General features: G+C 68.4%; 33 protein-coding genes. 8 read left to right on the top strand and 25 right to left on the bottom strand.

Features of this window, described 5'->3' with window-relative positions:
• Positions 1 to 31: 31 nt before the first annotated feature.
• The 5 genes from ITJ59_RS11690 to ITJ59_RS11710 form a co-directional block, all read right to left on the bottom strand.
• Positions 32 to 904 (bottom strand): carbohydrate ABC transporter permease, encoded by an 873-nt coding sequence (locus ITJ59_RS11690; RefSeq protein WP_194651250.1) that lies wholly within the window; start codon positions 902 to 904, stop codon positions 32 to 34.
• Complete coding sequence (locus ITJ59_RS11695) at positions 901 to 1,854, bottom strand: carbohydrate ABC transporter permease (RefSeq protein ID WP_194651251.1); 954 nt, start codon at positions 1,852 to 1,854, stop codon at positions 901 to 903. Before ITJ59_RS11695 ends, ITJ59_RS11690 begins: the two co-directional genes overlap by 4 nt.
• A gap of 47 nt (positions 1,855 to 1,901) precedes the next feature.
• On the bottom strand, positions 1,902 to 3,164 hold the full coding sequence (locus tag ITJ59_RS11700; RefSeq protein ID WP_194651252.1) for an ABC transporter substrate-binding protein: 1,263 nt from the start codon (positions 3,162 to 3,164) through the stop codon (positions 1,902 to 1,904).
• Between the two features lie 110 nt (positions 3,165 to 3,274).
• Positions 3,275 to 4,294 carry a LacI family DNA-binding transcriptional regulator gene (locus tag ITJ59_RS11705; protein ID WP_194651253.1) on the bottom strand — a complete coding sequence of 340 codons (1,020 nt, stop codon included), beginning with the start codon at positions 4,292 to 4,294 and terminating at the stop codon, positions 3,275 to 3,277.
• Positions 4,295 to 4,407: 113 nt separating this feature from the next.
• Positions 4,408 to 4,908: a MarR family winged helix-turn-helix transcriptional regulator gene (locus ITJ59_RS11710; RefSeq protein WP_194651254.1), complete on the bottom strand. Its 501-nt coding sequence runs from the start codon at positions 4,906 to 4,908 to the stop codon at positions 4,408 to 4,410.
• A 107-nt stretch (positions 4,909 to 5,015) separates the two neighbouring features.
• Between ITJ59_RS11710 and ITJ59_RS11715 the strand changes: the two genes are divergently transcribed.
• A complete protein-coding gene (locus ITJ59_RS11715; protein WP_194651255.1) occupies positions 5,016 to 5,807 on the top strand; it encodes an SDR family NAD(P)-dependent oxidoreductase in 792 nt (263 codons plus the stop codon).
• 8 nt (positions 5,808 to 5,815) lie between these two features.
• On the opposite strand, the gene ITJ59_RS11720 is transcribed toward ITJ59_RS11715, so the two are convergent.
• Positions 5,816 to 7,030, bottom strand: a complete 1,215-nt coding sequence (locus tag ITJ59_RS11720; protein ID WP_194651256.1) for an FAD-dependent monooxygenase — start codon at positions 7,028 to 7,030, stop codon at positions 5,816 to 5,818.
• Positions 7,031 to 7,053: 23 nt separating this feature from the next.
• Here ITJ59_RS11720 and ITJ59_RS11725 point away from each other — a divergent pair, with 23 nt between their 5' ends.
• Positions 7,054 to 7,620 (top strand): MarR family winged helix-turn-helix transcriptional regulator, encoded by a 567-nt coding sequence (locus tag ITJ59_RS11725; protein ID WP_194651257.1) that lies wholly within the window; start codon positions 7,054 to 7,056, stop codon positions 7,618 to 7,620.
• Here ITJ59_RS11725 and ITJ59_RS11730 read toward each other — a convergent pair whose 3' ends face one another.
• The 8 genes from ITJ59_RS11730 to ITJ59_RS11765 form a co-directional block, all read right to left on the bottom strand.
• The gene (locus tag ITJ59_RS11730; RefSeq protein WP_194651258.1) at positions 7,621 to 7,896 is read right to left on the bottom strand and encodes a hypothetical protein; all 276 of its coding nucleotides are present in this window, start codon (positions 7,894 to 7,896) and stop codon (positions 7,621 to 7,623) included.
• Between the two features lie 186 nt (positions 7,897 to 8,082).
• Entirely contained in the window at positions 8,083 to 8,733 is a 651-nt protein-coding gene (locus ITJ59_RS11735) for a dihydrofolate reductase family protein (protein WP_194651259.1), read from the bottom strand.
• A gap of 17 nt (positions 8,734 to 8,750) precedes the next feature.
• Positions 8,751 to 9,473: an SDR family NAD(P)-dependent oxidoreductase gene (locus ITJ59_RS11740; protein ID WP_194651260.1), complete on the bottom strand. Its 723-nt coding sequence runs from the start codon at positions 9,471 to 9,473 to the stop codon at positions 8,751 to 8,753.
• Positions 9,474 to 9,526: 53 nt separating this feature from the next.
• A complete protein-coding gene (locus ITJ59_RS11745; RefSeq protein ID WP_194651261.1) occupies positions 9,527 to 10,096 on the bottom strand; it encodes a manganese efflux pump MntP family protein in 570 nt (189 codons plus the stop codon).
• A 152-nt stretch (positions 10,097 to 10,248) separates the two neighbouring features.
• Positions 10,249 to 10,947 (bottom strand): hypothetical protein, encoded by a 699-nt coding sequence (locus tag ITJ59_RS11750; RefSeq protein WP_194651262.1) that lies wholly within the window; start codon positions 10,945 to 10,947, stop codon positions 10,249 to 10,251.
• A gap of 119 nt (positions 10,948 to 11,066) precedes the next feature.
• A complete protein-coding gene (locus ITJ59_RS11755; protein WP_194651263.1) occupies positions 11,067 to 11,921 on the bottom strand; it encodes a LamG domain-containing protein in 855 nt (284 codons plus the stop codon).
• Positions 11,918 to 12,802, bottom strand: a complete 885-nt coding sequence (locus tag ITJ59_RS11760; protein ID WP_194651264.1) for a S26 family signal peptidase — start codon at positions 12,800 to 12,802, stop codon at positions 11,918 to 11,920. Before ITJ59_RS11760 ends, ITJ59_RS11755 begins: the two co-directional genes overlap by 4 nt.
• Positions 12,803 to 12,948: 146 nt before the next feature.
• Positions 12,949 to 13,602, bottom strand: coding sequence for a hypothetical protein (locus ITJ59_RS11765; RefSeq protein WP_194651265.1), 654 nt, complete (start codon positions 13,600 to 13,602; stop codon positions 12,949 to 12,951).
• Positions 13,603 to 13,776: 174 nt separating this feature from the next.
• On the opposite strand from ITJ59_RS11765, the gene ITJ59_RS11770 reads away from it, so the two are divergent.
• Positions 13,777 to 14,226: a MarR family winged helix-turn-helix transcriptional regulator gene (locus ITJ59_RS11770; protein WP_194651266.1), complete on the top strand. Its 450-nt coding sequence runs from the start codon at positions 13,777 to 13,779 to the stop codon at positions 14,224 to 14,226.
• Positions 14,227 to 14,233: 7 nt separating this feature from the next.
• Here ITJ59_RS11770 and ITJ59_RS11775 read toward each other — a convergent pair whose 3' ends face one another.
• The 7 genes from ITJ59_RS11775 to ITJ59_RS11805 all read right to left on the bottom strand — a co-directional run bounded on the left by ITJ59_RS11775 (position 14,234) and on the right by ITJ59_RS11805 (position 18,844).
• Positions 14,234 to 14,794: an MOSC domain-containing protein gene (locus ITJ59_RS11775; protein WP_194651267.1), complete on the bottom strand. Its 561-nt coding sequence runs from the start codon at positions 14,792 to 14,794 to the stop codon at positions 14,234 to 14,236.
• 58 nt (positions 14,795 to 14,852) lie between these two features.
• On the bottom strand, positions 14,853 to 15,167 hold the full coding sequence (locus ITJ59_RS11780; RefSeq protein ID WP_194651268.1) for a DMT family transporter: 315 nt from the start codon (positions 15,165 to 15,167) through the stop codon (positions 14,853 to 14,855).
• A complete protein-coding gene (locus ITJ59_RS11785; RefSeq protein WP_194651269.1) occupies positions 15,167 to 15,514 on the bottom strand; it encodes a DMT family transporter in 348 nt (115 codons plus the stop codon). Before ITJ59_RS11785 ends, ITJ59_RS11780 begins: the two co-directional genes overlap by 1 nt.
• Positions 15,511 to 16,125, bottom strand: coding sequence for a TetR/AcrR family transcriptional regulator (locus ITJ59_RS11790; protein WP_194651270.1), 615 nt, complete (start codon positions 16,123 to 16,125; stop codon positions 15,511 to 15,513). Before ITJ59_RS11790 ends, ITJ59_RS11785 begins: the two co-directional genes overlap by 4 nt.
• Before the next feature lie 53 nt (positions 16,126 to 16,178).
• Positions 16,179 to 17,621 carry a glycosyltransferase family 39 protein gene (locus tag ITJ59_RS11795; protein WP_194651271.1) on the bottom strand — a complete coding sequence of 481 codons (1,443 nt, stop codon included), beginning with the start codon at positions 17,619 to 17,621 and terminating at the stop codon, positions 16,179 to 16,181.
• 169 nt (positions 17,622 to 17,790) lie between these two features.
• Positions 17,791 to 18,156 (bottom strand): hypothetical protein, encoded by a 366-nt coding sequence (locus ITJ59_RS11800; protein WP_194651272.1) that lies wholly within the window; start codon positions 18,154 to 18,156, stop codon positions 17,791 to 17,793.
• Positions 18,157 to 18,175: 19 nt separating this feature from the next.
• Entirely contained in the window at positions 18,176 to 18,844 is a 669-nt protein-coding gene (locus ITJ59_RS11805; RefSeq protein ID WP_194651273.1) for a hypothetical protein, read from the bottom strand.
• Positions 18,845 to 19,130: 286 nt separating this feature from the next.
• On the opposite strand from ITJ59_RS11805, the gene ITJ59_RS11810 reads away from it, so the two are divergent.
• Both ITJ59_RS11810 and ITJ59_RS11815 read left to right on the top strand, forming a co-directional pair.
• A complete protein-coding gene (locus ITJ59_RS11810) occupies positions 19,131 to 19,715 on the top strand; it encodes a recombinase family protein (protein ID WP_194651274.1) in 585 nt (194 codons plus the stop codon).
• Between the two features lie 200 nt (positions 19,716 to 19,915).
• Positions 19,916 to 20,119, top strand: coding sequence for a hypothetical protein (locus tag ITJ59_RS11815; protein WP_194651275.1), 204 nt, complete (start codon positions 19,916 to 19,918; stop codon positions 20,117 to 20,119).
• 288 nt (positions 20,120 to 20,407) lie between these two features.
• Here ITJ59_RS11815 and ITJ59_RS11820 read toward each other — a convergent pair whose 3' ends face one another.
• On the bottom strand, positions 20,408 to 20,569 hold the full coding sequence (locus tag ITJ59_RS11820) for a hypothetical protein (RefSeq protein ID WP_194651276.1): 162 nt from the start codon (positions 20,567 to 20,569) through the stop codon (positions 20,408 to 20,410).
• Positions 20,570 to 21,421: 852 nt separating this feature from the next.
• Between ITJ59_RS11820 and ITJ59_RS11825 the strand changes: the two genes are divergently transcribed.
• Positions 21,422 to 21,832 carry a hypothetical protein gene (locus ITJ59_RS11825; protein ID WP_194651277.1) on the top strand — a complete coding sequence of 137 codons (411 nt, stop codon included), beginning with the start codon at positions 21,422 to 21,424 and terminating at the stop codon, positions 21,830 to 21,832.
• A 118-nt stretch (positions 21,833 to 21,950) separates the two neighbouring features.
• Entirely contained in the window at positions 21,951 to 22,172 is a 222-nt protein-coding gene (locus ITJ59_RS11830; protein ID WP_194651278.1) for a hypothetical protein, read from the top strand.
• 46 nt (positions 22,173 to 22,218) lie between these two features.
• On the opposite strand, the gene ITJ59_RS11835 is transcribed toward ITJ59_RS11830, so the two are convergent.
• Together ITJ59_RS11835 and ITJ59_RS11840 are read right to left on the bottom strand one after the other, a co-directional pair.
• Positions 22,219 to 22,884, bottom strand: coding sequence for an alpha/beta hydrolase (locus ITJ59_RS11835; protein WP_323749483.1), 666 nt, complete (start codon positions 22,882 to 22,884; stop codon positions 22,219 to 22,221).
• A 314-nt stretch (positions 22,885 to 23,198) separates the two neighbouring features.
• The gene (locus ITJ59_RS11840) at positions 23,199 to 24,110 is read right to left on the bottom strand and encodes a hypothetical protein (RefSeq protein WP_194651279.1); all 912 of its coding nucleotides are present in this window, start codon (positions 24,108 to 24,110) and stop codon (positions 23,199 to 23,201) included.
• 259 nt (positions 24,111 to 24,369) lie between these two features.
• Between ITJ59_RS11840 and ITJ59_RS11845 the strand changes: the two genes are divergently transcribed.
• Positions 24,370 to 24,651: a hypothetical protein gene (locus tag ITJ59_RS11845; RefSeq protein WP_194651280.1), complete on the top strand. Its 282-nt coding sequence runs from the start codon at positions 24,370 to 24,372 to the stop codon at positions 24,649 to 24,651.
• Positions 24,652 to 24,778: 127 nt separating this feature from the next.
• Here ITJ59_RS11845 and ITJ59_RS11850 read toward each other — a convergent pair whose 3' ends face one another.
• The gene (locus ITJ59_RS11850; RefSeq protein ID WP_194651281.1) at positions 24,779 to 25,330 is read right to left on the bottom strand and encodes a hypothetical protein; all 552 of its coding nucleotides are present in this window, start codon (positions 25,328 to 25,330) and stop codon (positions 24,779 to 24,781) included.
• Positions 25,331 to 25,538 lie beyond the last annotated feature (208 nt).

Here is a 25,538-nt window from a genome sequence, read left to right on the forward strand (position 1 = left end):
GCTCCCCCGAGGGGACCGCGCGGGGTCGTCGTCACTTGAGCCCGGTGCTGGCGACGCTCTCGATGAAGCGGCGTTGCACGAGCAGGAACATGACGGCGAGGGGCAGCACGGCGATCAGGGCGCCGGCCATCATCACGCCCTGCGGGATGATGCCGCCGGGTCCGGTCAGCAGGGTCAGCCCCGAGGTGATGGTCCCCATGTCCTGGTCGGTGGTGAACACCAGCGGCCAGAGCAGGTCGTTCCAGTTGTTGACGAAGGTGAAGATGCCGAGGGTGAGCAGTGCCGGCACGGCGTTCGGCAGGACGACGCTCCGGAAGATCCGCCACTCGGACGCCCCGTCGATGCGCGCCGCGTTGTCGAGGTCGCGGGGGAGCGACACGAAGAACTGCCGGAGGAAGAAGATCCCGAAGGCGTCCGCCGCCCGCGGGGCGATGAGGCCGGCGAAGGTGTTCACCCACCCGAGGTCGGACACGAGCTGGTAGATCGGGATCAGGGTGGCCTGGAACGGGATCATCAGGCTGGCGATGATCACGATGAGCAGGACCTTGCTGCCCCGGAAGTCGAGCCGTGCCAGCGCGTAGGCGGCGAGCGCGTCGAACGCCAGCGCGAAGACCGTCACCCCGCCGGCGAAGGCGAAGCTGTTCAGGATGAGCCGGCCGAACGGCAGCTGCGTGAAGATCGCCCGGAAGTTGTCGAGCGTCCAGGTGTGCGGGAACAGCGTCGGCGGGTAGGCGTTCACCTCGCTCGCCGGCTTGAACGCCGTGAACACGATCACGAGCACGGGCAGCAGCACCGCGAGGGTGACGATGAGCACGGCGGCGAAGCCGACCCAGCGCATCGACGGCGGGCGCCGGGCCACGGTCCGGCGCCGGACCGCGGTCGCCGGACGGGGGAGTGCGGTCATGATGCGGTGTCCTCTCCGCGCTTGCCGAAGAACAGGAACTGCACGAGGCTCAGCAGCAGCGTCGCGATGAGCAGCACGTAGGCCAGCGCGGACGCGAAGCCGAGGTCCAGGTCCTTGAACCCGGACTGGTAGATCTGCATGACGATCGTCTCGGTGGACCGGTAGGGCCCTCCGCCGGTCAGCACGTAGATCTGGTCGAACGCCTGCAGCGCGGCGATGAGCGCGACGATGACGACGAACGCCATGGTGTTGCTGAGCATCGGGAACGTCACGTTCGCGAACCGCTGGCGGCCGTTCGCGCCGTCGAGCTGCGCCGCCTCGTACAGGCTGGTCGGGATCTCCTGCAGTCCGGCCAGGAAGATCACCATGTAGAAGCCGAAGTTCTTCCAGACCGCGACGAGCACCACGGTCGGCATCGCCAGGGTCGGGTCCTGCAGGACGTTGCCGAGCCGGATGCCGCCCACCTGGAGCCAGTGGTTCAGCAGGCCGATCTGCGGGTCGAGCAGGTACGACCACGCGAACGCGGCGACCGCCAGCGAGACGATGAACGGCAGGAACAGCGCCGAGCGGAAGAACCCGCGGAACGGCAGCGCCGGGTGGTTGAGCGCCAGGGCCAGCACCAGTGCGACGGCGATCGCGACCGGGGTGAAGAGCACCGAGTACAGCGCCGTGTTGCCGATCGACCGGACCACGTCCGGGTCGGTGAAGACCCGGACGTAGTTCGCGAAGCCGACCCAGCTCGGGTCACCGAACCCGCTGGCGTCTGTGAACGACAGCCGCAGTGCCGAGAGCATCGGCCAGAGGACGAACGCCCCGAGGATGATGATCGCGGGTGCGAGGAAGCCGACGACGGTGGCACGGCGACGGAAGGTCCCGTTCAGGGGCGTCCGGCCGCCGAGCTGTCCCGGGGGACGGTACCGACGGCGTCGGCCGAGTTGCTGCGTGGTCATGAGGTTCTCCGTGGGGCTGAGCGGCGGCTGGTACGGCGGGGGCGCGGCTACCCGAGCGCCGACTGCACGTCGGTGTCTGCGGTACCGAGGAGCGACTCCGGGTCGCCGCCCGCGATCGACTTCTGCGTCGCGGTGTCGAGCGCGGTGAGCACGTCGCCGCTGTTCACGACGCCGGGCAGGAGCGGGATCGTCGTGCCGGGCAGACCCGTCAGCGCCGCGACGGTGGGGTTCGCGTCGACGTCGGCGGCGGTGACGTCGGTGCGCAGGGACGGCCAGCCGGAGCCGAGCGCCCACTTCGTGGCGACGGTCTTCTCGTTGAAGTACCGCAGGAAGTCCTCGGCCGCGGCCTGCTTCGGGTCGTCGGTCTGCGCGGTGACGCCGAGCGAGATGCCGATGGCCGAGGCGACCTGTGCCTTCGGCCCGGCCGGGATCGCGGCGATGCCGTAGTCGATGTCGGAGGCCTTCGCGACGCCCGCCATCCACGGGCCACCGATCTCCATGGCGGTCTTGCCCGCGGTGAAGAGCTTGTCGGCCGCGATGCCGTCGACACCGGTCGGCGAGATCTTGTCCTGCCGGATCGCCTTCGCCCAGTACTCGAGCGTCTCGACGTTGGCTGCGGAGTCGATCGTCGACTTCGTGCCGGCGTCGTTCGTGATCGACCCGCCGTTGCCCGCGAACAGGCTCGGCCAGATGCCGTTGCCGACCGTCTGGTGGTCCGGCAGCACCAGGCCGTACTGCTCCGGGGTGCCGTCGCCGTTCTCGTCCTTCGTCAGCTTCTTCGCGTCGGCGACCCACTCGTCCCACGTCGTCGGGAACGCGTCGATGCCGGCCTCGGCGAAGAGCTTCTTGTTGTAGATCACGGACAGGGGCACGAAGCCGCTCGGGACGCCGTACTCCTTGCCGTCGACCTGCTCCATCGCGACGGCCTGGTCCTTGAGCGCGCCGGTGTTGCTGGTGTCGTCGTCGTAGAAGTCGCTCAGGTCGACGAGCGCCTTCTTCTCGGCGTAGACGGGCAGTCGGTCCGAGGTCATCGCGACGATGTCGGGGCCCTTCTTCGCCGTCAGCGCGGGGAGCATCGTGTCGTCGATGACCGCCCACGTCTTCGTCTGGGTCGTGATCGTGACCTTGTCCTGCGACTCGTTGAAGTCCTTGACGATGCCGTCGAGGACCTTGCCGTCGGCCTCGGTGTACCCGTGCCAGAACGTCAGGTCGACGTGGGCGTTCGCGGACGATCCGGGGGAGCCGGCGCACCCGGCCAGGGAGATCGCCGCCGCTGTTGCGAGCGCGACGACCGCGATGTGCTTCTTCATCGAAAACCTGCCATCCGTCCCGCACAACGGTGTGCGAGACCTCGTCCATGCCGGATTTACACCGGTGTAAATCTGGACAGTAGTCGGTGCTCGACCAGCAGGTCAAGGGGTCAGGCGGAGACCGTGCGTTCCACGGTCACCGGCGCCGACGAGGCCCGGACGACCAGGGCGTGCGGCGAGCGCAGGACCGCAGGGGCAGCGGCCGTCCCCGCCTCGAGCTGCTCGACCAGGACCCCGACGGCCGTCGCCGCGACGCGGTCCAGGTCCGCCGACACCGTGGTCAGGGCAGGCGTCGCGAACGCGGACTCCTCGATGTCGTCGAAGCCGACGACCGCGACGTCGTCCGGCACGGTCCGACCCGCGAGCTGCAGTGCACTCATCGCACCGAGCGCCAGGGCGTCGTTGCAGCAGACGATCCCGTCGACCTCGACGCCGGAGCCGAGCAGTGCCCGCGCCGCCGCCGCACCCTCGGCCCGGTGCCAGAGCGCGGTCGGCACGACGCGCTCCTGCCGGAACGCGACGCCGTGTTCGGCGAGCGCCTCGCGGTACCCGCGCAACCGTTCCTGCGCGGTCCGCACCGGGCCGGACGGGTCCGAGCCGATGAACGCGATGGACCGTCGCCCGGCACCCAGCAGGTGCGCGGTCGCGTCGTGCAGGGCATCGGCGTTGGACATCGTGATGAACGTGACCGGACTGTCCGGGATCGGCTCACCGAGCACCACGAGGGGGAACTTCACCTCGAGCGCGGACGCATCGCTCGACCGCACCGTCAGGGGGCTGTAGATGATGCCGTCGATCGAGTGCTCGCGCATCCGGGTGATCGCGTCGGCCTCGCGCACGCCGCTCGCGGTCTGCTCGATGAGCACCGTGTAGCCCACGGCACCGGCGGCGCGGATGACGGCGTCGGCGAGCTCGGCGAAGTACGCCTGCCGCAGTTCCGGGACCGCCAGGCCGATGACCTTCGACCGCCCGGCGCGGAAGTTCCGGGCCGACACGTTGAGCTCGTACCCGAGTTCATCCACCGCCGCCATCACCCGGTCGTGGGTGCGGGCGGAGACGTGCTCGTAGCCCGACAGGACGTTCGAGACGGTCTTCTTCGAGACACCCGCGACGGCCGCGACGTCGCTCATCGTGGGGGGCGAGCGGTGTCCCTGCGCCATCCGCGTCCCCTCTCTCGCGTCCGGAATGCGTTGGGCAGGAACCTACCGCACCAGCGTGGTGCGGATCGGCCGTCCCGGTCCGGTCAGGGCCGGCGGTCCCCGGGCGGCGTCCACGACGGAGCTGCGTCCACGGCGGCACCGATGCTCCGCGCGATGATCCCGAGCTGTCTCGTCTGGGCCGCAGTGAGCGTGTCGAAGACCAGGCGCTCGACCAGGGCATGGTGCGCGGGCGTCGACTCGAGGACCTTGCCGTGCCCGTCCTCCGTCAAGACCGCGAGGGTGAAGCGGCCGTCCGTCGCGTCGACCACACGGTGCACCCACCCCTTCGCCTCGAGCCGCGTGACCGCGCGGGACAGCCGCGAGAGCGTCGAGCTCGCGTACCCGGCGAGCGTGCTCATCCGCAGGGTCCGGTCCGTCGCGGTGTCGAGAGCGGTGAGGACCCCGAGTTCGAAGTGCGTGAGGCCACTGTCTCGTTGGAGTTGGGCGTCCAGGGCGACCGGGAGCCGCTCGAGCATCGTCGCCACCGCCGCCCAGATCTCGAGCCGTTCGTCGTGCAGGCCGTGTGGTTCGTCGCGCGGTGCCATCACCGCATCGTACGGCCGATGACTTGCCTGAGCAAGTAAATCGCCGTACGGTGACTTGCTCAGGCAAGTCACTGCGTCGAGCGACGCGGTGCGACGAAGGAGGATCCATGGACCTGCAGCTCCGAGGCAGAACGGCGTTCATCAGCGGATCGACGCAGGGCATCGGGTACGCGATCGCCTCCGCACTCGCGGCCGAGGGCATGCGAGTGATCGTCAACGGTCGAGAGGACGCCCGGGTCGAGGCAGCCGTCGATCGCCTGCGGCGTGACCAGCCGGGAGCCACGGTGTCCGGGATCGCGGCCGACTTCGGCGACCCGGGCGCCGTCACCCGACTGCTCGGGTCACTCGACGCCGTCGACGTCCTCGTCAACAACGTGGGACTCTTCGGCCTCGCCGCCTTCGAATCGATCGCCGACGAGGACTGGGCCCGGTACTTCGAGGTCAACGTGATGAGCGGGGTCCGCCTGTCGCGGCACCTGCTCGGCGGGATGCTCGAACGCGGGTGGGGCCGCATCGTGTTCATCGGGAGCGAGTCGGGCGTGAACGTCCCCGCGGACATGGTGCACTACGGCGTCACCAAGGCCGCGGTGATCGCGCTCGCGAACGGACTCGCGAAGCAGACGCGCGGGACCTCGGTCACGATCAACACGGTCCTCGGTGGTCCCACGTACTCCGACGGTGTCGCGACGACGGTCGAGGCCATCGCCGAGACGCAGGCACTTCCGGTCGAGGCGATGCAGGCCGCGATCATCGGTCAGAACCGGACCAGCCTGCTCGAGCGCTTCATCGACCCGGCCGAGATCGCGGCGCTCGTCACCTACCTCGCGAGCCCGTTGTCCTCCGCGACGAACGGCGCCGCGATCCGAGCCGACGGCGGCGTCCTGACCGGGCTCCTGTAGGTGGCACGTCAGCCCAGGTGCGCGTAGTCGGGCAGGTCGATCGCGTCCGCCGGCGGCGTGAAGAACCGGTCGCCGAGCCGACCGATGACCGGCGTCGACGCGACCCGGACCGCAGCGCCGAAGGCGGCGATGCCGAGCCGGCTCTTCGGGTTCGCGACCCGCGGGACCCCCGGCGGCAGCTGCTGCGCCTGGGTGACGTACGGGCGCATGATCCGCTCGTAGCCCCGGAAGGCGTCGCGGTGGTCGACGTGGGCCGCGAGCTCGCCAGCCAGCACGTAGGCCCCGGTGAGCGACAGACTCGTGCCCATGCCACTGACCGGCGAGGCGCAGTACGCCGCATCGCCCACGAGCGCCACCCGACCATCGGACCACCGCGGCGCCCGGACCTGCCCGATCGACTCGGAGTACAGGTCATCGGCGGCGTCGATGCCCGCGAGCACGCGCCCCGCCTCCCACCCGGCGTCCGCGAACACGGTGCGCAGGCGCCGGCGCTGCTCCTCGATCGTCCGCCGTTCGGAACCCGCACGCTCCCGCGTCCGGTCGGTCACGAACGACAGCGTCGCCCGGATCGTGCCGTGCGGGTCCGGGCGGAGCGTGACCGACCGCCCACCCGGCGCGTTGTACCAGCGCCACCAGTCGTCGTCCGCGGCCGTGCGGGGGATCGTCGCGTACGACGTCTCGAGGCCGAGCGAGCGGATCTGCGGCTCGTCGCCGAAGACCAGTCGACGGGTGCTCGAGCCGATGCCGTCCGCCGCGACCACCAGATCGAACCGCTCCTCCGTGCCGCGCTCGAACTGCACGGTCACGCCGTCGCCGTCGCCCGCGATGCCGGTGATCCGGTCGCCGAAGCGGTACTCGGTGGTGTCGGTGGTCCGGCTGACCAGCAGTTGCGCCAGGTCACCGCGCAGGATCTCGAGCTCCGCCGTGGCACCACCCGAGTCCGAGGTGCCGGCGGGGAACTCCGCGATGACGGAGCCGGAACGGCCGATGAACCGCGTGCCGACCTCACCGGTCGTCGCGGCGCGGATGTCGTCCTCGATGCCCATCCGCCGCGAGACCTCGCGACCGGCACCCCGCACGTCGACGTTCTGTCCACCGGTCCGGAGCTCCGGAGCGCGCTCGACGATCGTCGTGTCGTACCCGTAGCGGTGCAGCCAGTAGGCCAGGGCGGGCCCGGCGATGCTCGCGCCGGAGATGAGGACGCGCTTGCGATCGGTCGACATGTTGCCTCGAATCTTGATTACCAATGATATTGGCAATCTACACGACTAACATCGACATCGTGCCGCACGACGACCCGACCGACCCCGCACCTGCTCCGACCGCGCGCCGAGACCGCGAGGACCGACGCGACCGCCAGACCGCGCGCCGTGACGGACGTCCCCTGCTGGACGACGACATCCGCGCCCGGGTCCAACAGGTCGGAGTCCGCCAGCAACGGTTCGAGCGACACCTCGCCCGGGCACTCGACGTCGATGCGGCCGGGCTCGAGGCGATGGACCACCTCATCTCCCACGGCCCGTCGACCCCCACCGAGCTCGCACGACGGCTCGAGGTGTCCACCGCCGCGATGACCCTCGTGCTCAACCGTCTCGAGACCGCCGGGCACGTCCGGCGTGACCGGCACCCCAGCGACGGCCGGAAGCTCGTGGTCACCGCCGCCGAGCAGTCGTCGGACCGTGCGTACGACCTCGTGCTGCCGCTCATCGACGGGATCGAGGACGCCGTCGCCGGGATGGACGCCACCGAACGCGCCACGGTGCAGGCGTTCCTGGACCGGCTGATCGGGATCTACGACGACGCGATGGACTGATCAGTCGACCGCGTCGGGAGACCACAGTCGCTCCCCGAGGTTCCACCGCGCCAACGCCTCGACCTGCGCCTTCGCGCTCTCCAGGCTCGTGTGGTCACCGAAGACCTCACCGGACCACCCACGGACCTCGTACCGGTGCGTGAACACGACGGTCCCGATGTGGGACCGGCCAGCACGCGCTTCCCAGCGGTCGACCTCGGTCGTGGTCCAGGTCGTCGAGTCGCGCGCGAGCACACCACTCGGCTGGGGCGGGGAGTTCGGCTGCGAGGAGGACATGGCCTGTTCCGGTCGGCAAGGCACGAAGGGATCGTGCCGGCAGCCGGGGGCTCGGGTCACCTGCGTCCGACGGTAGTCCTCTGACGGCGTCGTCGCCCCGAGATCCGGCCGTCGACGCGCTGCGCCGTGCGGACGGGAGGCCCGTGACGGGCCCGCACCGTTCCTCCCGTCCGCCACCCCGTGCGGTCAGTGCGCCGCTCGCGTGAACGTGCGGTGCACGACGCCGGACGGCGACGCGACCGTCTCGACGGCGAAGCGATCCTCGATCCGCTCGAGCCCGTCCCACAGCCGCTCGCCCCGGCCGAGCACGATCGGCACCTCGACCAGGTGCAGGTGGTCGACCAGGTCGGCCTGCAGGAACTCGCGGACCGTCTCGACCCCGCCGCCGATCCGGACGTCACGCCCCGGAGCCGCCTGACGGGCGAGCTCGAGCGCCTCCGCCGGGGTCGCGTCGACGAAGTGGAAGGTCGTGCCGCCCGCCATCTCCAAGGGCTCGCGCGGATGGTGGGTCAGCACGAAGACCGGTGTGTGGAACGGCGGCTCGTCACCCCACCAGCCGGTCCAGTCGTCGTCCGGCCACGGCCCGCGCTGGGGCCCGAACTTGTTCCGCCCCATGATCTCGACGCCGATCTCCGGACCCCACGCTCGTGCGAACTCGTCGTCCGGGCCGGTCGTCCCACCGGACGCGCCCTGCATCGCGCGGAAGGTCGCGGTCGCGGCGAACCACTCCATCAGGCGACCGTCGGCGTGCCCGAACGGATGGTCGAGCGACTGGTCCGCCCCGGCGCCGTAGCCGTCGAGCGAGATCGCGAAGTTGTGGACCCTGACCGTCGACATGCTGCTCCTGTCCTGCTTCAGAGGGTGGTGCCGGTCGCCGTCGCCAGGGCGTCGACGAGCGCTCGGCGGAACTGGACGTCCGCCACCGCCGGGTGCGGCTCTTGCCGCTCTCCGTGGAACCAGTAACCACCGCTGGTGGTGGCATCGGGGTCGGTCACGAGGGCCTCTTGCGTGCGGTGCCCGAGCTCGAGGTCGTCCGATGCCCCGGCACCACCCATCTTCGTGGGCACCCAGCCCGGGTCGACGGCGTTGCTCAGGACGCCGGGTCGCCGGGCAGCGACCTCGGCAGCGAGCGCGGTCACGAAGAGCTTGGTGTCCGAGTAGGTGTTCGTCTCCGCGGTGCCGTCCCAGTCGACCCCGTCCAGCCGGGGTCGGCCACCGCGGTGCATCCCGCTGCTCAGGTACACGTGCCGGGTCGGCGTGTGGAGCAGGGCGGTGAACAGGTACGGGGCGACGACGTTGACGGGCACCAGCGCGCGTCCGGAGATCACGCCGGCGTTGTGCACGACGGCGTCGATCGGTTCGCCGGCGTCGAGGTCCCGCGCGGCGGCGATCACGGCCTCGCGGTCGGACAGGTCGGCGACGACGAGCGTGGCGCCGCGGTCGACCAGGTCGGCGACCGCCGCGGCGCGCTCGGTGCTGCGGGCGTGCACGACGACGTCGTGGCCGTCGGTCAGCAGGGTGTCGGCGGTCGCCCGCCCGAGGCCGTCGGTCGAGCCGGTGACGAGGATGCGGGACATGGGTTCATCATGCGCCCGGTGGTGGGCGCGTGTGCGGTGGGACCCAGCCGACGTCAGCCGATGACGCCCGTGTGCTCGAGCACGATGTTCAGGCCGATCAGGATGAGGACCACACCGCCGGCGATCTCGGCGGGCTTGCCGAACCGGGCTCCGACACGGCGGCCGACGAGCACGCCGGCGAAGGACAGCACGGCCGTCGTCACACCGATAAGCAGCACGGCGCCGCCGATCGACACCGGCAGGAACGCGAGGGTGACCCCGACCGCCAGGGCGTCGATGCTCGTCGCGACCGCCAGGACCAGGAGCTCACGGATCGGCAGGGTGTCGGTGTCCTGCTCGGTGTCCTCGTGCTTCGAGAACGCCTCCCACAGCATCTTCCCGCCGACCAGCGCGAGCAGCCCGAATGCGATCCAGTGGTCGAAGGACGCGATGGAGCGGGCGAACGCCGACCCGAGCAGCCAGCCGAGCAGGGGCATGAGCGCCTGGAACGCGCCGAACGTCAGCGCGATGACGAGGGCGTGCCGCACGTTGAAGCGCTTCATGTGCAAGCCCTTGCCGAGGGCGACGGCGAAGGCGTCTGCGGAGACGCCGAGGGCGATGAGGAAGAGGGCCCAGAACGACATGGGGTGGCGCCTTTCGAGACGGTCGGACGGAGACGCCGACGTCTCAGGACCTGTCGATCCTGGCATGCCCGAACGCACGAAAAGGCCTGATCAGCGGTATTCGTCGCGCCGAATCCGGGGGTTGGTGCGCCCGCCCTGCGTTCGCGGGGGCGTCAGCCGGCGAGGATCCGCCAGGCCATCACGACGAACGTCACGAGTGTTCCGAGGATCGAGACCACCACGGCGGTCACACCCAGCCGACGCCCCCGGCCGGCCGCCACGATCGCGCGCACCGCCAGCATCGACGCGATCAGCTGGAAGGGCCAACCGAGGATGAACACCGGCGGGATGCAGCTGAAGTACAGACCGGTCAGCGCCAGGAACAGCGCGATCAGCGCAGTGCCGGTGCGGTGGGGCCCCCGGGCGCCCTTGGTCGGTCGGCCTGCGGGCGCCCCCTCGGCCGGCATCGCGTCCGGGTACGGGTTGTCGGGGCGGAGCGCCTGCAGGGCCCGGATCCGGTCCGGACCGAGTTCGTCGTCGCGGGCGAGCGCGGCATCGCGCATCGCGACCGCGTCCTCTGCGACCGACAACCGGTTCGACGGCAGACCCGAGCCCTCGTGCTGGGCGATGGCCCAGGCGAACCGGGCGCGCTGGGCGGCGGTCGAACTCGTCACGGCGTCGACCGCCCAGGCGCACGTCGTCAGGAACATGATGCCTCCGAGCGCCAGGAGCACGGCGCCCCCGGCTTCGTCGGAGTTCGTCAGCAGCATGAACGCGCTCATCGCGATGAGGACGACGCCGAACAGCCCGGTCGTTCCGATCTGCACGCTCCAGTAGCCGTTGCCCGAGCGCGCCCCCGCGGGTGTAGTCATGCCTACAACACTACTGACGGCGGTCCCGCGATGACGGGTCGCGTTCTCGACGCGACCACGAGTCGGACGGGAGGCCCGTGACGGGTCCGCCACGGGCCTCCCGTCCGGTCCGTGGCGCGTCAGCGACCGGCTGCCGCGTGGTTGGCGACCTGGGTGGCCGACAGTTCCGTTCCGTAGACGGCCGCGTACCGCATGGACCCGGTGAAGTAGGCGTTGGCGGGCGAGCCCGGCCACCCGCTGACGGTGTCGTAGCCGATCCGGTACCAGCCGGTGTAGCTCTCGGGCGTCTTGTACGTCGTGTTCGACGCGACCAGCGCACCGTCGACGTACAGACGCATGCCGTTGGTCGGCGACATCGTCGTCACGGCGTGGTGCCACGAGCCGTCGGTGTACACCTTGGGCGAGGTCACGACCTGGGTCGTGCCGTTGTAGGTACCGAAGACCAGCTGGCCGCTCGTGTTGAGGTAGAGCTTCCGGTCGTGCTGTCCGGAGCCGCCGGTCTGGCTGCTGCCGAAGCCGATGAGCTGTCCGCCGGCGACCGTGGTCTTGAACCAGACCTCTTCGCTGAAGGTCGTCGGGTTGGCGTACGAGGTCGGGGTGGAGACGTAGCTCGTCGAGCCGTTCAGGACGTAGGCGCCGCCGCTGTCCCGCGGGCAGGCGATCGGGGTCGTGGTGGCCGTGGTCATCGCGCCCTGGTAGGTGCCGTTCGCGCCCCTGCCCGACGAGTCCGTGGCGGTCTTGGCGTTCGTCGCCTCGGTGAGACGGTAGGCGAACAGTGCGTTGGCGGCGTCGGCTGCGACGGCGCCCGAGCAGGTGAAGTAGGGAGCGGTCGCGGCGGAGTTCGTGTCGTTCCGGATGGTCGCGCTGTAGGCGGACCGCGTCGGCGCGAAGTGGTTCAGCAGGACGACGACGACCAGGGCGACCACGAGGAGGAGGGCGACGACGCGGCCGTCGCGCAGGCGGCGGACGCTCACGATGCACGCACCGCCTCGACGCGACCGACGGCCAGGCAGGCGACGAGCGGGACCAAGCAGACCGCGATCAGGGCGACCCAGCCCATCGGGTCGAGATCGATGTTCGAGGTCAGCTGGTAGTGCCCGTTCTTCGTGAGCTCGTGGATCACGACGCGGCCGACCTCGCCGTCGACCAGGTGCACGGTGTTGCCGCCGTGGGCGTCAACGCGGACCGGGAAGATGCCGGACGAGATCACGGTGGCCTCGACACCCGTCGGGCTCGAGGTGTTCGTGATCGTCGTGACGTTGACGAACGGCTTCAGCAGGAACGCCGCGTACGACACGGTGAGCGCGGAGCCGGCGATCCGCAGGCACGTGCGGGTGACGCGGTCGGTGAAGGCGCTGGTGAGGGTCAGGATGAGCAGCGTGCCGATGAGCAGGATCGGGGCGGCGCGGAACAGCCAGCCGAGGTGGGGGACCAGCAGCGCCGGGGTGCCGATGACGTCGGCCTGCGACAGGGTCCACGGGTCGGCGGCGCCGTTCACGTCGCCGCGGGTGTGCAGGCCACCGTCGGCGTCGATCGCGATGATGCGGTGCGTGTAGACGACGTCCGGGTTGGCGGAGGTCTCGAACGAGACGATGTCGCCGACACGCAGCGTGGCGACGTCCACCGGCAGGTCGAGCACGAGGGTCCCGACCGGGGCGGCCTCGCCCATCGACGGCGTCTCGACGACGAACCAGCGGCCACCGGCGGACAGGAACAGCACGGCGGCGGTGAGCAGCACGGCGGCGACCAGGGCGAGCAACCAGGCGAGGGTGGACTCGGACCGGGTGACCGCGCGACCCCGGAGAGCCGGACGGTCGAGCATGCCGCTGAGCGGGATCGCTGCGGTCTGGCTCATGTGCTGCTCCTGCGGCTTCCGGGGTGCTGGTCTTCGGGGAACGGGGGTGGCGACGCTCGGCCGGAGGGGGGTTCGGTCGAGCGTCGCCGGTCTGGGGTCACGGTGCGTTCCGGGCCGGCTGGGGGGGGTGCCGACCCGGATCGGGATCAGGCCGTGAACGTCCAGGTCATGGGGACCGAGGCCGCGAGGCCCTGGTAGGTGTTGCCCGCAGAGGAGTCGAGGGTCACCGCGAAGTTGAACGGCGTCGACGCGCCGGCCGCCGGAGCCGCGGGCATCGTGAAGGCCGACGCTGCAGCACCCTTGAAGCTGGCGAGCGTGCCACTGAAGACCGTGGTCGAGCCCGAGGTGATGACGAGGTTCATCTTGGCGCAGAGGTCGGTCGCGGTGCCGTTCGAGGAACCGTTGTTCGACTGGGTGCACGTGCTGCCCGGGTTCAGGGTGAACGTGCTCGCGGCTGCGGTGCCGGTGTTCTTGATCGAGATCGCGGTGTTGACCGTGTTGCCCGGGGTCATCGTCGTGCTGCCACCGAACTTGTTGATGGTCGAGCAGGTCGCGGAGTTCGTCGAGACCGAACCGCCGTCGGTGCTGAGGCAGGTGACGGTTGCGCCGGCGTTCTGCTCCTGCATGATCAGCGTGCCGCTGGCGGCGGTGTTGCTGCTGTTGGTGATGCTCGCCGCGAACCCGGACAGGGTGCCGGTGAGCGAGAGGGAGAGGAGGACGGCGGCGAAGATGCCGGCGAGGAGCGCCACGGGGGCGAAACGGATCCGCTTCAGCGCGGAGGTGCGGAGCTTGGTGGACACGGTGTACCTCATCGGTTCGGTGGTTCGCGGTGGTTGGGGGGAGCAAGTCATTCGGGCTGATTTGCTTCAATCATTAAGATAGTCATCGGTTGACCAAATTAGCCACTCACACAATCACCCCAGTGCGGGGGACGCTCCCGTCCCCCTGCTGCCCGACATGCAAGGATTCCCCTCGTGACAGCCGCAGCACACGATGACGCAGCCGACCTCATGGCCGCGTTCACCGCCGTCGTGCGCGCGAACGCCAGCCTGGTGAGCCAGCTCAGCGCCCGCGCCGGGGTGCACGAGAACGCGCTCCGGGCGCTCGTGCTCGTCAGCGACACCGGGTACTCCACGCCGACCGAGGTGGCCGGGTACCTCGGACTGACCTCGGGCGCGGTCACGAACATGGTCGACCGGATGAGCACCGCCGGACTGCTCGAGCGCGCGCCGAACCCGGCTGATCGTCGCGGGGCGCTCCTGCGGCTGCTGCCGGCCGGCGACGCCGTCGTCGCGGACTACCGACAGCGGTACGCGGCGATGCTCCGGGCCGTGGACCGTGCGCACGGCGGGGAGCTGCACGAGGTGCTCAACGACCTGGCGACGAGTCTGTACGAGCAGGCCGGAGCTGCTGCGGAGGACTGACCGCCGGTCACACCGGGGTCAGCGGCTGCCGCTCACCAGCGGGGAGCTCGATCCGGACGGTGTCGCCCGCGCGCACCACGCCGCCGGCCTCGACGACGCTCATGACACCGCCCTTGCGCTCCACCGAGCCGTCGTCGGCGCGGCCCAGCACCTGTCGCAACAGGCCAGGGTCGAAGTCGTTGATCTGCTGGCACGGGTTCCGCAGGCCGGTCAAGCAGACCCGGGCCTGGTCACCGAGGTGCAGCACCGTGCCGGTCGGCAGGCCGAGCAGATCGACCCCGCGGGTCGTGACGTTCTCACCCATCTGGCCCGGCTCGAGGTGGTACCCGGCCTCGGCGACGTCGTCGAACACCTCGGCGTGGAGCAGGTGGACCTGCCGCAGGTTCGGCTGGGAGGGATCACGGGCGACGCGGGACCGGTGCTGCACGGTCGTCCCGGCGTGCGCATCGCCGTCGATGCCCCATCCCTCGACCAGGGTCACCTCGTCGACGACGGGCTTGCTGAACCGGTGGGCGCTGTCGCGGCTCACGGCGATCACACGCGGCTGGTCGTCACGCTGCTCGGTCATGATCCGATTGTGGCGCAGCACGGGCTCGATGCGCCAGGTTCGGCTCATCGCGCTTCGGTCAGTGCCCGAGCTCGACCAGGAAGACCCCGGCGATGATCAGCGCGATCCCGCCGAGCATGAGTGCCGTCAGCGGTTCGCGGAACAGCACCCGGCCGAGGATCGCCGTCAGCGCGACACCGGTCGCGGCCCAGATCCCGTAGGCGACACCGATCGGCAGGCCCAGCGTCAACGCCACCGCGAGCAGGCTGAACGCGATGAGGTACCCCGCGACGACGGGCACGAAGAAGACCTTCTTGCCGTCGGTCGCGAGCTTCAGGCTGATCGTCGCACCGACCTCGGAGACGATCGCGACGGCGAGCAGGACCCAGGCCATCAGCGCGCCTCCTGCTTCCGACGTGCCAGCGCACGTTGAGAGCCGATCTCGACCAGGAGCACCCCGGCGGCGATCAACACGATGCCGACGACCATGGTGAGGGTCAGTGTCTGGCCGAACAGGACGGCTGCCAGCACGGCGGTCAGGGCGACACCGGACGCTCCCCAGATGCCGTAGGCGACCCCCACGGCCATGCCCGCGCGGAGCACCAGGATCAGCATCGCGAACGCGGCGACGTAGCCCGCGACGACGAGTGCGTACCACCCGGGCTGCTCGACGGCGGCCTGCATCGACAGCGCCGCCGTCACCTCGGCGACGATCGCGGTGCCGAGGAACAGCCACTTCATGCGCCGCTCCCGGCTGCCAGAGCCGCGATCGACCGTGCCGCGACCAGGACGGTCGCCTGTGCGGCCGTGTCGTCGCGGTCGGCGAGCCACGTCGAGCCGATGCCGTCGGCGGTCGCGATGAGCAGCCGGACGACGTGCTCGACCGGCACGGCCCAGCGGATGCCGTCATCAGCGGTCCACTCCTCGACCTGCGCACGGACGGCGTCGAGGTACGCCTGCTGCTCCCACGCCGCGAGGTCCCGCAGATCGGGGTCGCGTCGTGAGTGGGTGACCAGCTCGACGACGGCGAGTGCGGTCGCCGGATCGGTGCGCGTCTGCGCGAGGTGCGCCGACAGGCCGGAGGCGATCCGGGCCTCCAGGTCGAGCCGGGTGACCGGCGGTGCGAACGCGACCGCCATGGCGGTGCGGAGCTGGCGTTCCAGGACCGCTCGGAAGAGCGGTGCCTTCGACGCGAAGCAGTAGTGGAAGGCGCCGTGCGGCAAGCCGGCGCGGGCGGTCACCGCTCGCGTGGTCACCGCGCTGATCCCGCCGTCGCGCAGGACGGCGATCGCGGCGTCGACGAGCTGCTCGCGCCGCTCCTCGACGCTGCGGTGCTCTTGCTGGAGGGTCATGGGCCGACCGTACCGTCCGACTTGGCCATGTGGCCAAGTTGGACGGTGAACTCTCAGTCGGTGATCGTGAGGGCTCCGCCGTCCTCGCGGATGCGGCCGTCCTTCGGGACCCACACGCGCAGGCCGTCCAACCTGGCGGTGGTGAAGGACGCAGCGTCGTCCTGCAGCAGCGTGGTCACGGCCTCCGGTGCGGGAAGCCGGCGGTCGCGACCGACCACGATGGCGACGTACGGGCCGCGGTCGAGCCGGTTCGTGCCCTGGTTGCCGACGTACGGCTGGAAGAGCGTCGGGGTCGCCGACACGAACAGGATCCGACCGTCGGGCACCCCCTGTTGCTCGAGGTAGCCGGGCAACAGCGCGATCCCGGTCGGGTGCGCCCGCGCGACGGCCTGGCTCACCCGGAACGACGGGACGACGAGCGTCGCGACGAGGACGAGCACGACCGGGACGGTCAGGACCCTCGGCGGGAGGGTCGCGAGTCGCGCGAAGCCGATCGCGGCGAGCACCAGCACGAACGGCATCCACGCCGTGTAGTACGTCGGCAGCGCGATCTTGGCGACGACGACGTAGAAGCCGACGAGCAGCACCAGGGATGCGCCGACGTACGCGACCAGGCGGTCCGCCCGCACCACCAGGGCGGCGAGCACCCCGATCGCGAGCACGACGAGCATCGCCTTGCCCGTGCCGTCGAGCAGGAACCGGAAGCTCGCCCACCACGGCGCGAACGTGTAGATGTCGCCGTCGATCGTGATCGGGTGCCCGTTGGTGTTCTGCCCCTCTTGGAAAGCGACCATGTACTGGATCGCGGAGCGGATGCCCATCGGGACGTACAGGGCGACGAACGTCACCGTGAAGGCGGCGACCCACAGCACGCCACCGACGAGGCCCTTCCGCCACGCTCGGAACAGGATCGGGAGCAGCAGGAACACCGGGAGCAGCACGATGGTCGACAGCTTCGACGTGACCGAAGCGGCCATGAGCACGCCGGACACGGGAGCGAGCCACCACGCCCGCTCACTGCGGATCCACCACCACGCGACGACGATCGCGAACACGGCGAACGCCGTCATCACCGGGTCGAGCAGGGCGAGCCGGTCGACCCGCGCACCCGCACCACCGCGGGGCGTCAGCCACCACAGGGCCGCCGCCAGCAGGGCACCCCAGTAGCCGATCTCACGGCGCAGCCACAGGTACACGACCACGCCGACCGCGAAGGTGAGCACGCCGACGAGGACCCGCGGGCCGATCGGACCCTGCCCGGTGACGAGCTGCACGAGCCCGAACAGGTACTTGGCCGTCGGCGGGTGCTCCCGGTTCGCGGTGAAGTCGCCGTGGACGTACTGCCACCCGCTCTGCAGGTAGATGTTCTCGTCGCCGGTGATGTTCGAGCCGGCCAGGTTCCAGAAGCACTGGTAGAGCGCGGCGAGCAGGACGAGGGAGGCGATCGTCAGGCGGAGGCGGAGGTCGCCGGCGATAGCGAGCAGTCGTGATGACACCAGACGAACCTACTGGCTGTGGTCGGCGGGCTCGGTTCTGCCGCGGCACAGCGCGCCAGCGAGTAGTACAGCTGGCGAAGCTCGCGCACCGCAACAGCAGTTGCTCAAAGCAGAGCAGGCGTGAACGCAGCTTCGCGCTGCGTCCACGCCTGCCAGCAAACCCGGGCCATCAAGCCACTCCGACCCAACGCACGTCGCCCGGGGTGTCGCAGAGACCGTCAGCCCAATCCACAGCACGGGGTTCGCCGGGGCCCGACGGGTCTACGAAGTCCCCCGTCCATGCCTCAGCGGCCAACGCTTTCGCACTGTTGTCGGTGAACAGTGCGCGTTCTTGCGGTAGGTCGTAGCGGCGGCCAAGGACGGGGCCGTTCGGCCGATCCCGGTAGAGCACGACGGCAACATCATCAGTGAGGGCGCGGGCGCCGACCCACTCCATGCCCGTGTTCCAGTCCGTGTCGGTCTGGAACAGGTGCCGAAGCTGGGCGATGAACGTTTCCGTGTATGCGCGCCGGTCATCTGCGGTCGCGTAGTCCATGGTCATGATGCAAGCACGCTCAGTCGTCGGCGTCGAGTCCGGACTCGCCGGTCGACGGCTCAGTGACCGGGCCGAGCGGCTCGTAGCTGAGCGTGACGGAATCCTCGCTCACGTCGGCGTCGGACTGCACGGCGGCACGCTTGCTGCCGATCCGGTCCGTCGGAGTCTGGAAGGCTGTGTCCACCCAGCTCGGGCAATCGTGCGCCTTGTCCTCGTTCGTGCAGTACGCCGTGGCGATCCCGAGAGTGGTCTGGTGCAGGTCGACGCCGTAGTACACGCCGACCTTGCGGTAGTCCATGACGACGTGGAACGGACGGCTGTCGGTATACTTACAGTTCTTGCCGTTGACACACTCGATCTTGTTTGCCCAAGCGTCGTACTGCCGCTTCTGCCCCTTCGCCGTTCCGCCGTTGGGGTTGTTCGTGGCGAACTTCAGCGAGTTGATCAGCTTGATGTTGTGTTTCGTGCGGATCTTCTTCATCCCGAAGCCCTTCGCTGTCGTAGCGCTGTACGCACCCTCGCGGACAAAGACGTTGCGGCCCTTGTAGTCCTCCCACGAATTCAGGATGACGCTGCCAGCGGTCGCCGCGGTCGCCGATGAGACCGGCACGACGATCCCCGCAGTCACCGCGATGAGTGCGCCAGCGCTTGCCAGCAGGCGAAGCTTGGATCTGTTCTCGTTCAGCATGTTTCCTCCCGAAGGCGCGGAGGAAGCCCCTCTCCCCCCGAGCTGCTGCGAAGGACGCTATCGGTGATCAAAAACCATTTCTTGCAATCACCTTGCAACACCTGAAGTTCCGTTCACCTGAACCTCTTCAAGTGATTCGGGATATAGCCGACGCTCCAGAGCGGGACGTTCTGAGCAGCTTCGGTGGGTGTCATCACCGTGCACCGTTCCGTGTCGTGGTCGCGTCTCGTCAGCCGATCCCGTTGCGAGACGAGGCGGATTCGGGAAGTCGGTGGATCCTCGCGCCATGAACGCTCTACTCATCGGGTACGCCCGTGTCTCAACCTACGAACAGGACCTCACCGCCCAGCGCGTCGCGCTGGAACGGCTTGGAGTCCTCCCGCCCAACATCCACACCGATCATGGCCTGACTGGCACGAACAGATCACGACCAGGGCTGCGCGAAGCGCTTGCCTCCTGTCGTGACGGTGACACACTCGTCATCGCCAAGCTCGACCGGCTCGCACGAAGCCTCCGCGACGCGAAGGACATCGTCGACGAACTCACCGCCAAGAACGTCAAGCTCAACATCGGCGGCTCCGTCCACGACCCGAACGACCCCGTCGGCCGGCTGCTGTTCAACGTCCTCGCGATGGTGGCCGAGTTCGAGTCCGACCTCATCCGCGCCCGAACGCGCGAAGGAATGCAGATCGCGAAAGCGAAAGGCCACCTCCGCGGCCGGCAACCCAAACTCAGCTCCGCGCAACAACGCCATCTCCTCGAGGTCCACGAAGCTGGCACGCACTCGGTCGCCGAACTCGCCGAGCTGTTCGGCATAGGACGCGCAACCGTCTACCGCTGCGTCAACCGACAAGCGCACCCCAACCGCTAAATCCTCAGCTCCGCTCTCAGACGTAGGCGTCCAAGAGCGGAGCCTCACCCGGGACCAGAACCATCGAGGGTCCCCGCCTGGCGGCTTCGAGCAAGCACGTCCGTGGAACGACCGGCTAATGAGACAACCGTGCCGCGATGCCTCGTCCACGCCACAGACCCGAGCGGCGAAGACATGACCACGTCGGCAAAATCAACTACATGCGTTCTCTCGCCATCGCCCTGTTCATCGTCGGCGCACTGCCGTTCGCGAGCGGCATCGTCGACTACCTCATCGACTACCGCCGAACAGGCAAGCTCTACCGGAAGAAGCTTCCGTGGTTCCCGATCATCATCAGCGGATGGGTGCTGGCCGCCGCCGGGGTGCTCCTCGGGATGTTCACCACAGGGCAGGGGTTCGAGTGAACATGGAGCCAACCGCCTCGCTGCGGGCCGGCTGGAGCCAGGCAAACGACGTCACTTGCGTCGTCCTCGTGTGAAGGCGAGGACACCGCCTACCGCCACGAGCGCCAGGACGATGACGATCCAAATGGGGAACGGGATGCTCCCGCCAGGGTTCATCACCGCCAGGTAGTGAGAGGTAGAGCTGAACACGAGGCTCCGATCGATCGCAACCCGCCGAGGGGATCCCTCGTCCAGCCCGCTTCCTTAGGCTACTTCCCTCGCCCGCGCCGCCGCCCGGTAGTCGATCGCCTATCGGTCGCGGTTCGTTCCGCGAAGAGCGGATCGCCACAGTCTGATGCCGGTGTAGAGCAAGAGGGCGCCGAAGACGATGTTCAGAACCGCGAGCAGGACGTCGAGGTCTGGACGACTCAAGCGCACGACGGACGTCACGATGAAGGTGAGCCCGAACACGATCGCACCTGTACCCAGGACTTTCGCGCTGACGGTGTCCGTTCGCTGAAGCTACTGCTTCCGAGCGACCGGCGAGCGTTCCCGTACGGGGCGATCCTCCGGTCGTCAGCGCCTGAGGAACTCGGCGACCAACGTCGCAGCCGCGGTGACGCCTCCGAGAACAAATCCATAGCCGACGAAACGTGTGAGTTCCGGAGTGAACTGCCCTCCCAAAAACTCCCCTTGAACTTTCCGCGCGAAACGGGCGATCGGCCTGGGGAAGAGAATGAGGATACAGCCCCACGTGACGCAGATCACTGCCAGCCCAACCAAAAACAAGCCCACCTCGCTGAGCGTAGCGCGATCGCAGCGCAAGCGGTGGAAGCAGTCCCGCAAGCCGATCGGCTAACGAGACCCGAGCTAGGGCGCTGCAGCGATATTCTCGACGTGAACCCGCCCAAGGCGCATCTACCCGGTAAGGGTGCGTCCTGCCCGCAGCATGGTGAGGGTGGTTGCCCGTTCGAGCCGGGCCGGGTCCGTAGGCCTCACTTCGCTGCGGGAGATGTCGGAGGCCATCAACGAACACGTCCGAGCGGCCTTCGTCAAGCGAGACAGGCGACGTTATCCGCGATCGCATCACCGTGACGCGCTCCGGCGCCCGGTGAACGACCGGCTTACGGGCACCATGTCGAACCGCCCGCACGGCGTTACTCGCTAGGTTGATTGCAGTTCGGTACTGCCGACGTGGCGAGCGGGAGGGATGACGATGGGTGCTGGAGTGCTCCCCCGGGTGCCGTGGGTGGCGTCCCCGCTGATCGTCCCAGCCATCGTGTATGCCGTCGTAGCGCAGCGGCGGAAAAGGTGAACGAGGTAGTGCAGTTCTCCGCGGCTACGAAGTATCTGCTGTCTGGACTGCTGTCATTGCTTATCATCGGCACCGCCCTCCTCGCCTTGTTTGTTGACCCTCGGATGGTGGTGCTGGTGGCGTTCCTGGTCTTGCTCTGGTGGAGGCTCTTCGCCCTGAAGGTCGTGTTCGCTTCGGACGCGCTCGTCCTCATTGGCCTGGTGTCTGTCCGACGGGTACCGCGGATGAACGTGCTCCGGGTCGAGGAGGGGGCTGTCGTCGTGATGAGGAAGCAGGGTCGTGATCGCCGCATCACGATCCCGATCGCTATGAGTGCCTCCAAGATCACTGACAACTCGCCTGATGCACGGGTGAAACAACGCGTCGACGCCGCATACCGAAGATGGGTCGCGGGGCCAGCGACGTCCGCATCGGCCTGAACGCGACCCGACCTCTCGACCGCCGGAAGGCGTGCAGCTGGCGAATGCGCCCGGTGAAGGATCGCCACCGGACAGCTACGCCTCACTACCATCAAGTCGACCTGGTTGGGTGGAGTCCATGTGGATCCCGGGAATCATCGCTGGGCCGGCAATCGTTGCGGTAGCGGTCGCTGCGTTCGTGCGTCCGGCGTTGATCGCGCAGTATTTTGTTGACGCCCAGCAGAGCAGCCGCGGTCCGCAGCGTGCGATGACTCCGGGGCTCGTGCGTGTGCTCGCTGGAGGGCTGGCCATGATCGGCATCGTCTGGATCCTCCTGTCGATCTTCGGTCACCCCGAGTGACCAGAGAGTCGAAGGCGGGACCAAACGGAGTCCGGTGGTCGATCGGCTACCGGGCAGCGGCGCTACCAAGCACCGAGGTTGCTACCTGTTGAGGTCGTGAGATGTACGGGGAGTGACTGGCGCTGAGCACTTCGTGGCTGCTGCATCGCATCGCCATCCTGAGTTGCAGCGCGGGGCTCATCGCGCGGTCATCTGCGCAGACGAGGTAGTGACTGACCGCGTGCTCCCATGGGGCTGCTTCGACGACACCTCTTCCGTGCCCGGAGGCCTGCGGCACGAGCAGACCGACCGCCCGTTGCGCCGCCTGCGGGTCGCAGTCCGCGTAGAACAGCTCGGCCGCCGCCTCGGCCGGGATGAACGTGCCGCCTTCCGGGTGCGGTCGCACGAAGGCGTTCACCGGTGCGTCGACACCACCGAGCTGCGCGCAGCTCTCCCCAACTTTGGGTGCGAAGGCTGCCATGAAGACGAACGAGGCAGCTCCCTGCATACCGGCGGCGGCCGCCCCGCCGTAGCTGTGGGCGACCAAGATCGGCTCGTTCCGACAGGCGTCGACGACTTGTTGCACGGCTCCGGTGTCTGCGGCGAGAGACCCTCGGTGCAGGCGAGGAACGTGCACGATCGCGCCACGCTCTTCGAGAGCTGCCCGGAGTGGCTGCATGTGCTGCGGCTGGTGGTACAAGCCGTGAACGAGGATCACTTCGGGGGCCGTCACGGCGCTCAGCCAATCACCCTTAGCTCCGCCGTCCCGGTAGGCGATGGCTCAGCGGCGAACGATCCGGATGATTCGGATGAAGTAGTACGTGAGCAGGAACATTAAGGCGCCCAGGGCAACAAGTAGGTAGCCGATGGCGTCTCCGGATCGAGCTTGCGCGATGCCCAAGATGACTGCTGCCGCCCCAACGAGCGGCGCGCACACTGCAAGGACTCGAACGAGCGCCAAACCTCTTGGAGCGGGTGCTTTCACTTTGGGCATGCCTGAAGCATGCCGCAGATCGCGTCCCGCTAGCCGGTGGCTGACCGAACACCTCACTGCGGTGCCGGACCGACCTTCACATCCATTTCCGACCACTCGCCGTCGGGGTCGTCCACAGGCGCGAGCCCGTGCATCAAGATGTCGAGGCACCGCCGCGCCTCGGTGATGAACTGCGGAAGCATGGTCCCCACGTCGTAGGTTCGGCCCTCCCAGGTCAGCTGAACTTGCATCGCCGGGCGCAGGAACACCTGGCCTACCATCTCGACAGTCGCACCGGCATGCAACGTCCCGAGCACGACGCCATCGGCGAACTTCACATCCGTTCTCATCTCGATGCGGGGTGTCGCTATAACCTCCGTGTTCTCGTACTTGAAGGTTGCTCCGTCGAGGGCAAGCCCATTTATGTCCGCTGAGACGGTCAGGAAGTCCTTGTGCTTATCCTGAACATCGAGATCGTGAATCATCCTCAGCACCGATGGCATGCCAGGCGGCACATAGTTGAACGGTTGCACGATGTGGAGTCGGTGCCGGAACTCCGGATCAAGTTCGCCCACCCATGACTTCAGCGCGTCGTTCCACTGCCTCGGTTCGGTGCAAATCGGGAAGTAGATCGCCTTGGGCTTCGCGGGCTGGGCGTCGTTGAAATGTGCCATGCCCCATGCGAGGGCATCAAAAGCGCTCCGGAAGTTGTGCAGGGCGTCCCCTAGCATCAGCGACCACTCGTGTTTGGGGATACCGCGAGGGACGCGCGCCACAAAATCGAGCCCCTGACGGTCCTCGCGCAGGACGGCTTCGACCGTCACCGGAGCACTCGCCGACCACTCCACGAAACTAGCCTCGAGCGCCTTCGCGTGGGTGTTCCCCCGGGCCCACTTGAGATCGGGCCAGGTTGAGAAGTTGCTACCACCGACGAGGTGGATCTGTTGTGGCGGCAGGGTTGATTCGTCGGGCTCAGGATCGGTCACGGTCCAATGTTGGTGGGTCGGTGTGACATCGGTGCGCAATCATCGCCCGCTGAAGGGATTGGAGTGCCGGCGCGCGCCGTCCCGTGGCATCTGTGCATCTGTCTGGACGCAGAGAGTTTTCGGACCTCTGAGCGCGGGTCCGAGGTTTCTAAGCTGGCCATGCGGTGCCCGGAGGCCGATCGGCCATCGAGACGGTCGACGCCCGGCAGGATGGGCCCAAGTTCTGCTTCCGTCGACGGGCGCAGGGTAGCGTCGAAGCATGACGTCGTGGTGGAATCGCACCGATCGGTCGGATCGCCCGGAACTGACGAATCGTATGCCTGCGGGACTCACCGAGTCGTGGTGGAACGTCATCGTGGGTGCCGCCTTGATGATCGGTCTCCCCATCATCCCGCTCAGTGGAGGCTTCGACGCGGCACGCATCGCGTTTGCTCTCTTCGGCCTGGCCATCATGGTCGCGCTCGAGCTCGTGTTCCTAAGGAAGCTTGTCCAGCGCATTGCCGGCCGGCGCGCGCTTCGCGCCGAGCGCGACGACGGTTGAGAATCAGGTCCCGATGCGTTCGCGCGTCCGTCAGGCGATCCGCAACCGCACATCTGAGACGTCTTGTTAGTCGGCTGCGTCGCGTCTGCCTGGGGACGGCACGTCGCTCAACGCAGCTGCTCAAGATTCAGTCCGGCAGCAAGCGGTCGGCGAGTGCGAACCCGACCGCAGAAGGGAGTACTGCACACGCGCAGGCTAGGAGCACGAGAAGGACGGCATGGGCTGAGGTATAGAACCCTCGTCTCGCAGTACGGTTCTTCTTGGGCTGATGATCTTTGACCTCTTGGTCAAACCAGCCGCGGCTGCGCTGACCGAGGTACCACTCGGAGATCTTGCCGCTGAGGTCGGAGGCGATCATCACCACCTCGCCTTGGGTCTTGGCCGCAAGCATCGCGTTGACCCGAGTTTGCGCCCAGACGGCGATCATGCGATCCCTCCGACGCAGCCCAACAAGTAAGCGCGGTACTAGGAGCGCGTACTCGATCTCGGGCTTGGTCCAGAAACGCACGACAACTGGTCTGGAGTGCGTCCGAGCGACGCGTTCGAGGGCGGTCAAAACAGTGTCGACCATCGAGGCGCGAGCAGCCCGGCGAGCGGAGACCACGACCATCACCTGTGTGATCGCGAACAAGGCCACTGTCACCAGCACCGACACCAGCGCGACCAGTGTGGCGCTCACAACCGTTTCCCCATCGTCATCCCACCAGCATTTACGGAGCTGCCGGGGTCCGCGACCCCCAGAACGCGTTCGAGGCACCGCATTGGGCGTCCGGTTGTCGATCCTTCATCGAGGCAGAGTCGACCGGCCATGGTCAGCTGTCGAGCGCGATGACCCACACAACCAGTAGCGCACCCGCGACGACGAGCACTCCGATCCCTGACCAGAA

The organism is Curtobacterium sp. VKM Ac-1393, from assembly GCF_015350995.1.
Classification (GTDB): Bacteria; Actinomycetota; Actinomycetes; order Actinomycetales; family Microbacteriaceae; genus Curtobacterium.

What these genes read in the sequence shown, in the direction of transcription:
- ITJ59_RS11710 (WP_194651254.1), bottom strand. Translation starts at nt 4,908, where the DNA reads ATGGCACCGCGCGACGAACCACACGGCCTGCACGACGAACGGCTCGAG.
- ITJ59_RS11775 (WP_194651267.1), bottom strand. Translation starts at nt 14,794, where the DNA reads ATGACCGAGCAGCGTGACGACCAGCCGCGTGTGATCGCCGTGAGCCGC.
- ITJ59_RS11740 (WP_194651260.1), bottom strand. Translation starts at nt 9,473, where the DNA reads ATGTCCCGCATCCTCGTCACCGGCTCGACCGACGGCCTCGGGCGGGCG.
- ITJ59_RS11700 (WP_194651252.1), bottom strand. Translation starts at nt 3,164, where the DNA reads ATGAAGAAGCACATCGCGGTCGTCGCGCTCGCAACAGCGGCGGCGATC.
- ITJ59_RS11695 (WP_194651251.1), bottom strand. Translation starts at nt 1,854, where the DNA reads ATGACCACGCAGCAACTCGGCCGACGCCGTCGGTACCGTCCCCCGGGA.
- ITJ59_RS11810 (WP_194651274.1), top strand. Translation starts at nt 19,131, where the DNA reads ATGAACGCTCTACTCATCGGGTACGCCCGTGTCTCAACCTACGAACAG.
- ITJ59_RS11815 (WP_194651275.1), top strand. Translation starts at nt 19,916, where the DNA reads ATGCGTTCTCTCGCCATCGCCCTGTTCATCGTCGGCGCACTGCCGTTC.
- ITJ59_RS11745 (WP_194651261.1), bottom strand. Translation starts at nt 10,096, where the DNA reads ATGTCGTTCTGGGCCCTCTTCCTCATCGCCCTCGGCGTCTCCGCAGAC.
- ITJ59_RS11845 (WP_194651280.1), top strand. Translation starts at nt 24,370, where the DNA reads ATGACGTCGTGGTGGAATCGCACCGATCGGTCGGATCGCCCGGAACTG.
- ITJ59_RS11790 (WP_194651270.1), bottom strand. Translation starts at nt 16,125, where the DNA reads ATGACCCTCCAGCAAGAGCACCGCAGCGTCGAGGAGCGGCGCGAGCAG.
- ITJ59_RS11800 (WP_194651272.1), bottom strand. Translation starts at nt 18,156, where the DNA reads ATGGACTACGCGACCGCAGATGACCGGCGCGCATACACGGAAACGTTC.
- ITJ59_RS11780 (WP_194651268.1), bottom strand. Translation starts at nt 15,167, where the DNA reads ATGGCCTGGGTCCTGCTCGCCGTCGCGATCGTCTCCGAGGTCGGTGCG.
- ITJ59_RS11690 (WP_194651250.1), bottom strand. Translation starts at nt 904, where the DNA reads ATGACCGCACTCCCCCGTCCGGCGACCGCGGTCCGGCGCCGGACCGTG.
- ITJ59_RS11750 (WP_194651262.1), bottom strand. Translation starts at nt 10,947, where the DNA reads ATGACTACACCCGCGGGGGCGCGCTCGGGCAACGGCTACTGGAGCGTG.
- ITJ59_RS11785 (WP_194651269.1), bottom strand. Translation starts at nt 15,514, where the DNA reads ATGAAGTGGCTGTTCCTCGGCACCGCGATCGTCGCCGAGGTGACGGCG.
- ITJ59_RS11715 (WP_194651255.1), top strand. Translation starts at nt 5,016, where the DNA reads ATGGACCTGCAGCTCCGAGGCAGAACGGCGTTCATCAGCGGATCGACG.
- ITJ59_RS11720 (WP_194651256.1), bottom strand. Translation starts at nt 7,030, where the DNA reads ATGTCGACCGATCGCAAGCGCGTCCTCATCTCCGGCGCGAGCATCGCC.
- ITJ59_RS11705 (WP_194651253.1), bottom strand. Translation starts at nt 4,294, where the DNA reads ATGAGCGACGTCGCGGCCGTCGCGGGTGTCTCGAAGAAGACCGTCTCG.
- ITJ59_RS11830 (WP_194651278.1), top strand. Translation starts at nt 21,951, where the DNA reads ATGTGGATCCCGGGAATCATCGCTGGGCCGGCAATCGTTGCGGTAGCG.
- ITJ59_RS11760 (WP_194651264.1), bottom strand. Translation starts at nt 12,802, where the DNA reads ATGAGCCAGACCGCAGCGATCCCGCTCAGCGGCATGCTCGACCGTCCG.
- ITJ59_RS11730 (WP_194651258.1), bottom strand. Translation starts at nt 7,896, where the DNA reads ATGTCCTCCTCGCAGCCGAACTCCCCGCCCCAGCCGAGTGGTGTGCTC.
- ITJ59_RS11805 (WP_194651273.1), bottom strand. Translation starts at nt 18,844, where the DNA reads ATGCTGAACGAGAACAGATCCAAGCTTCGCCTGCTGGCAAGCGCTGGC.
- ITJ59_RS11735 (WP_194651259.1), bottom strand. Translation starts at nt 8,733, where the DNA reads ATGTCGACGGTCAGGGTCCACAACTTCGCGATCTCGCTCGACGGCTAC.
- ITJ59_RS11725 (WP_194651257.1), top strand. Translation starts at nt 7,054, where the DNA reads ATGATATTGGCAATCTACACGACTAACATCGACATCGTGCCGCACGAC.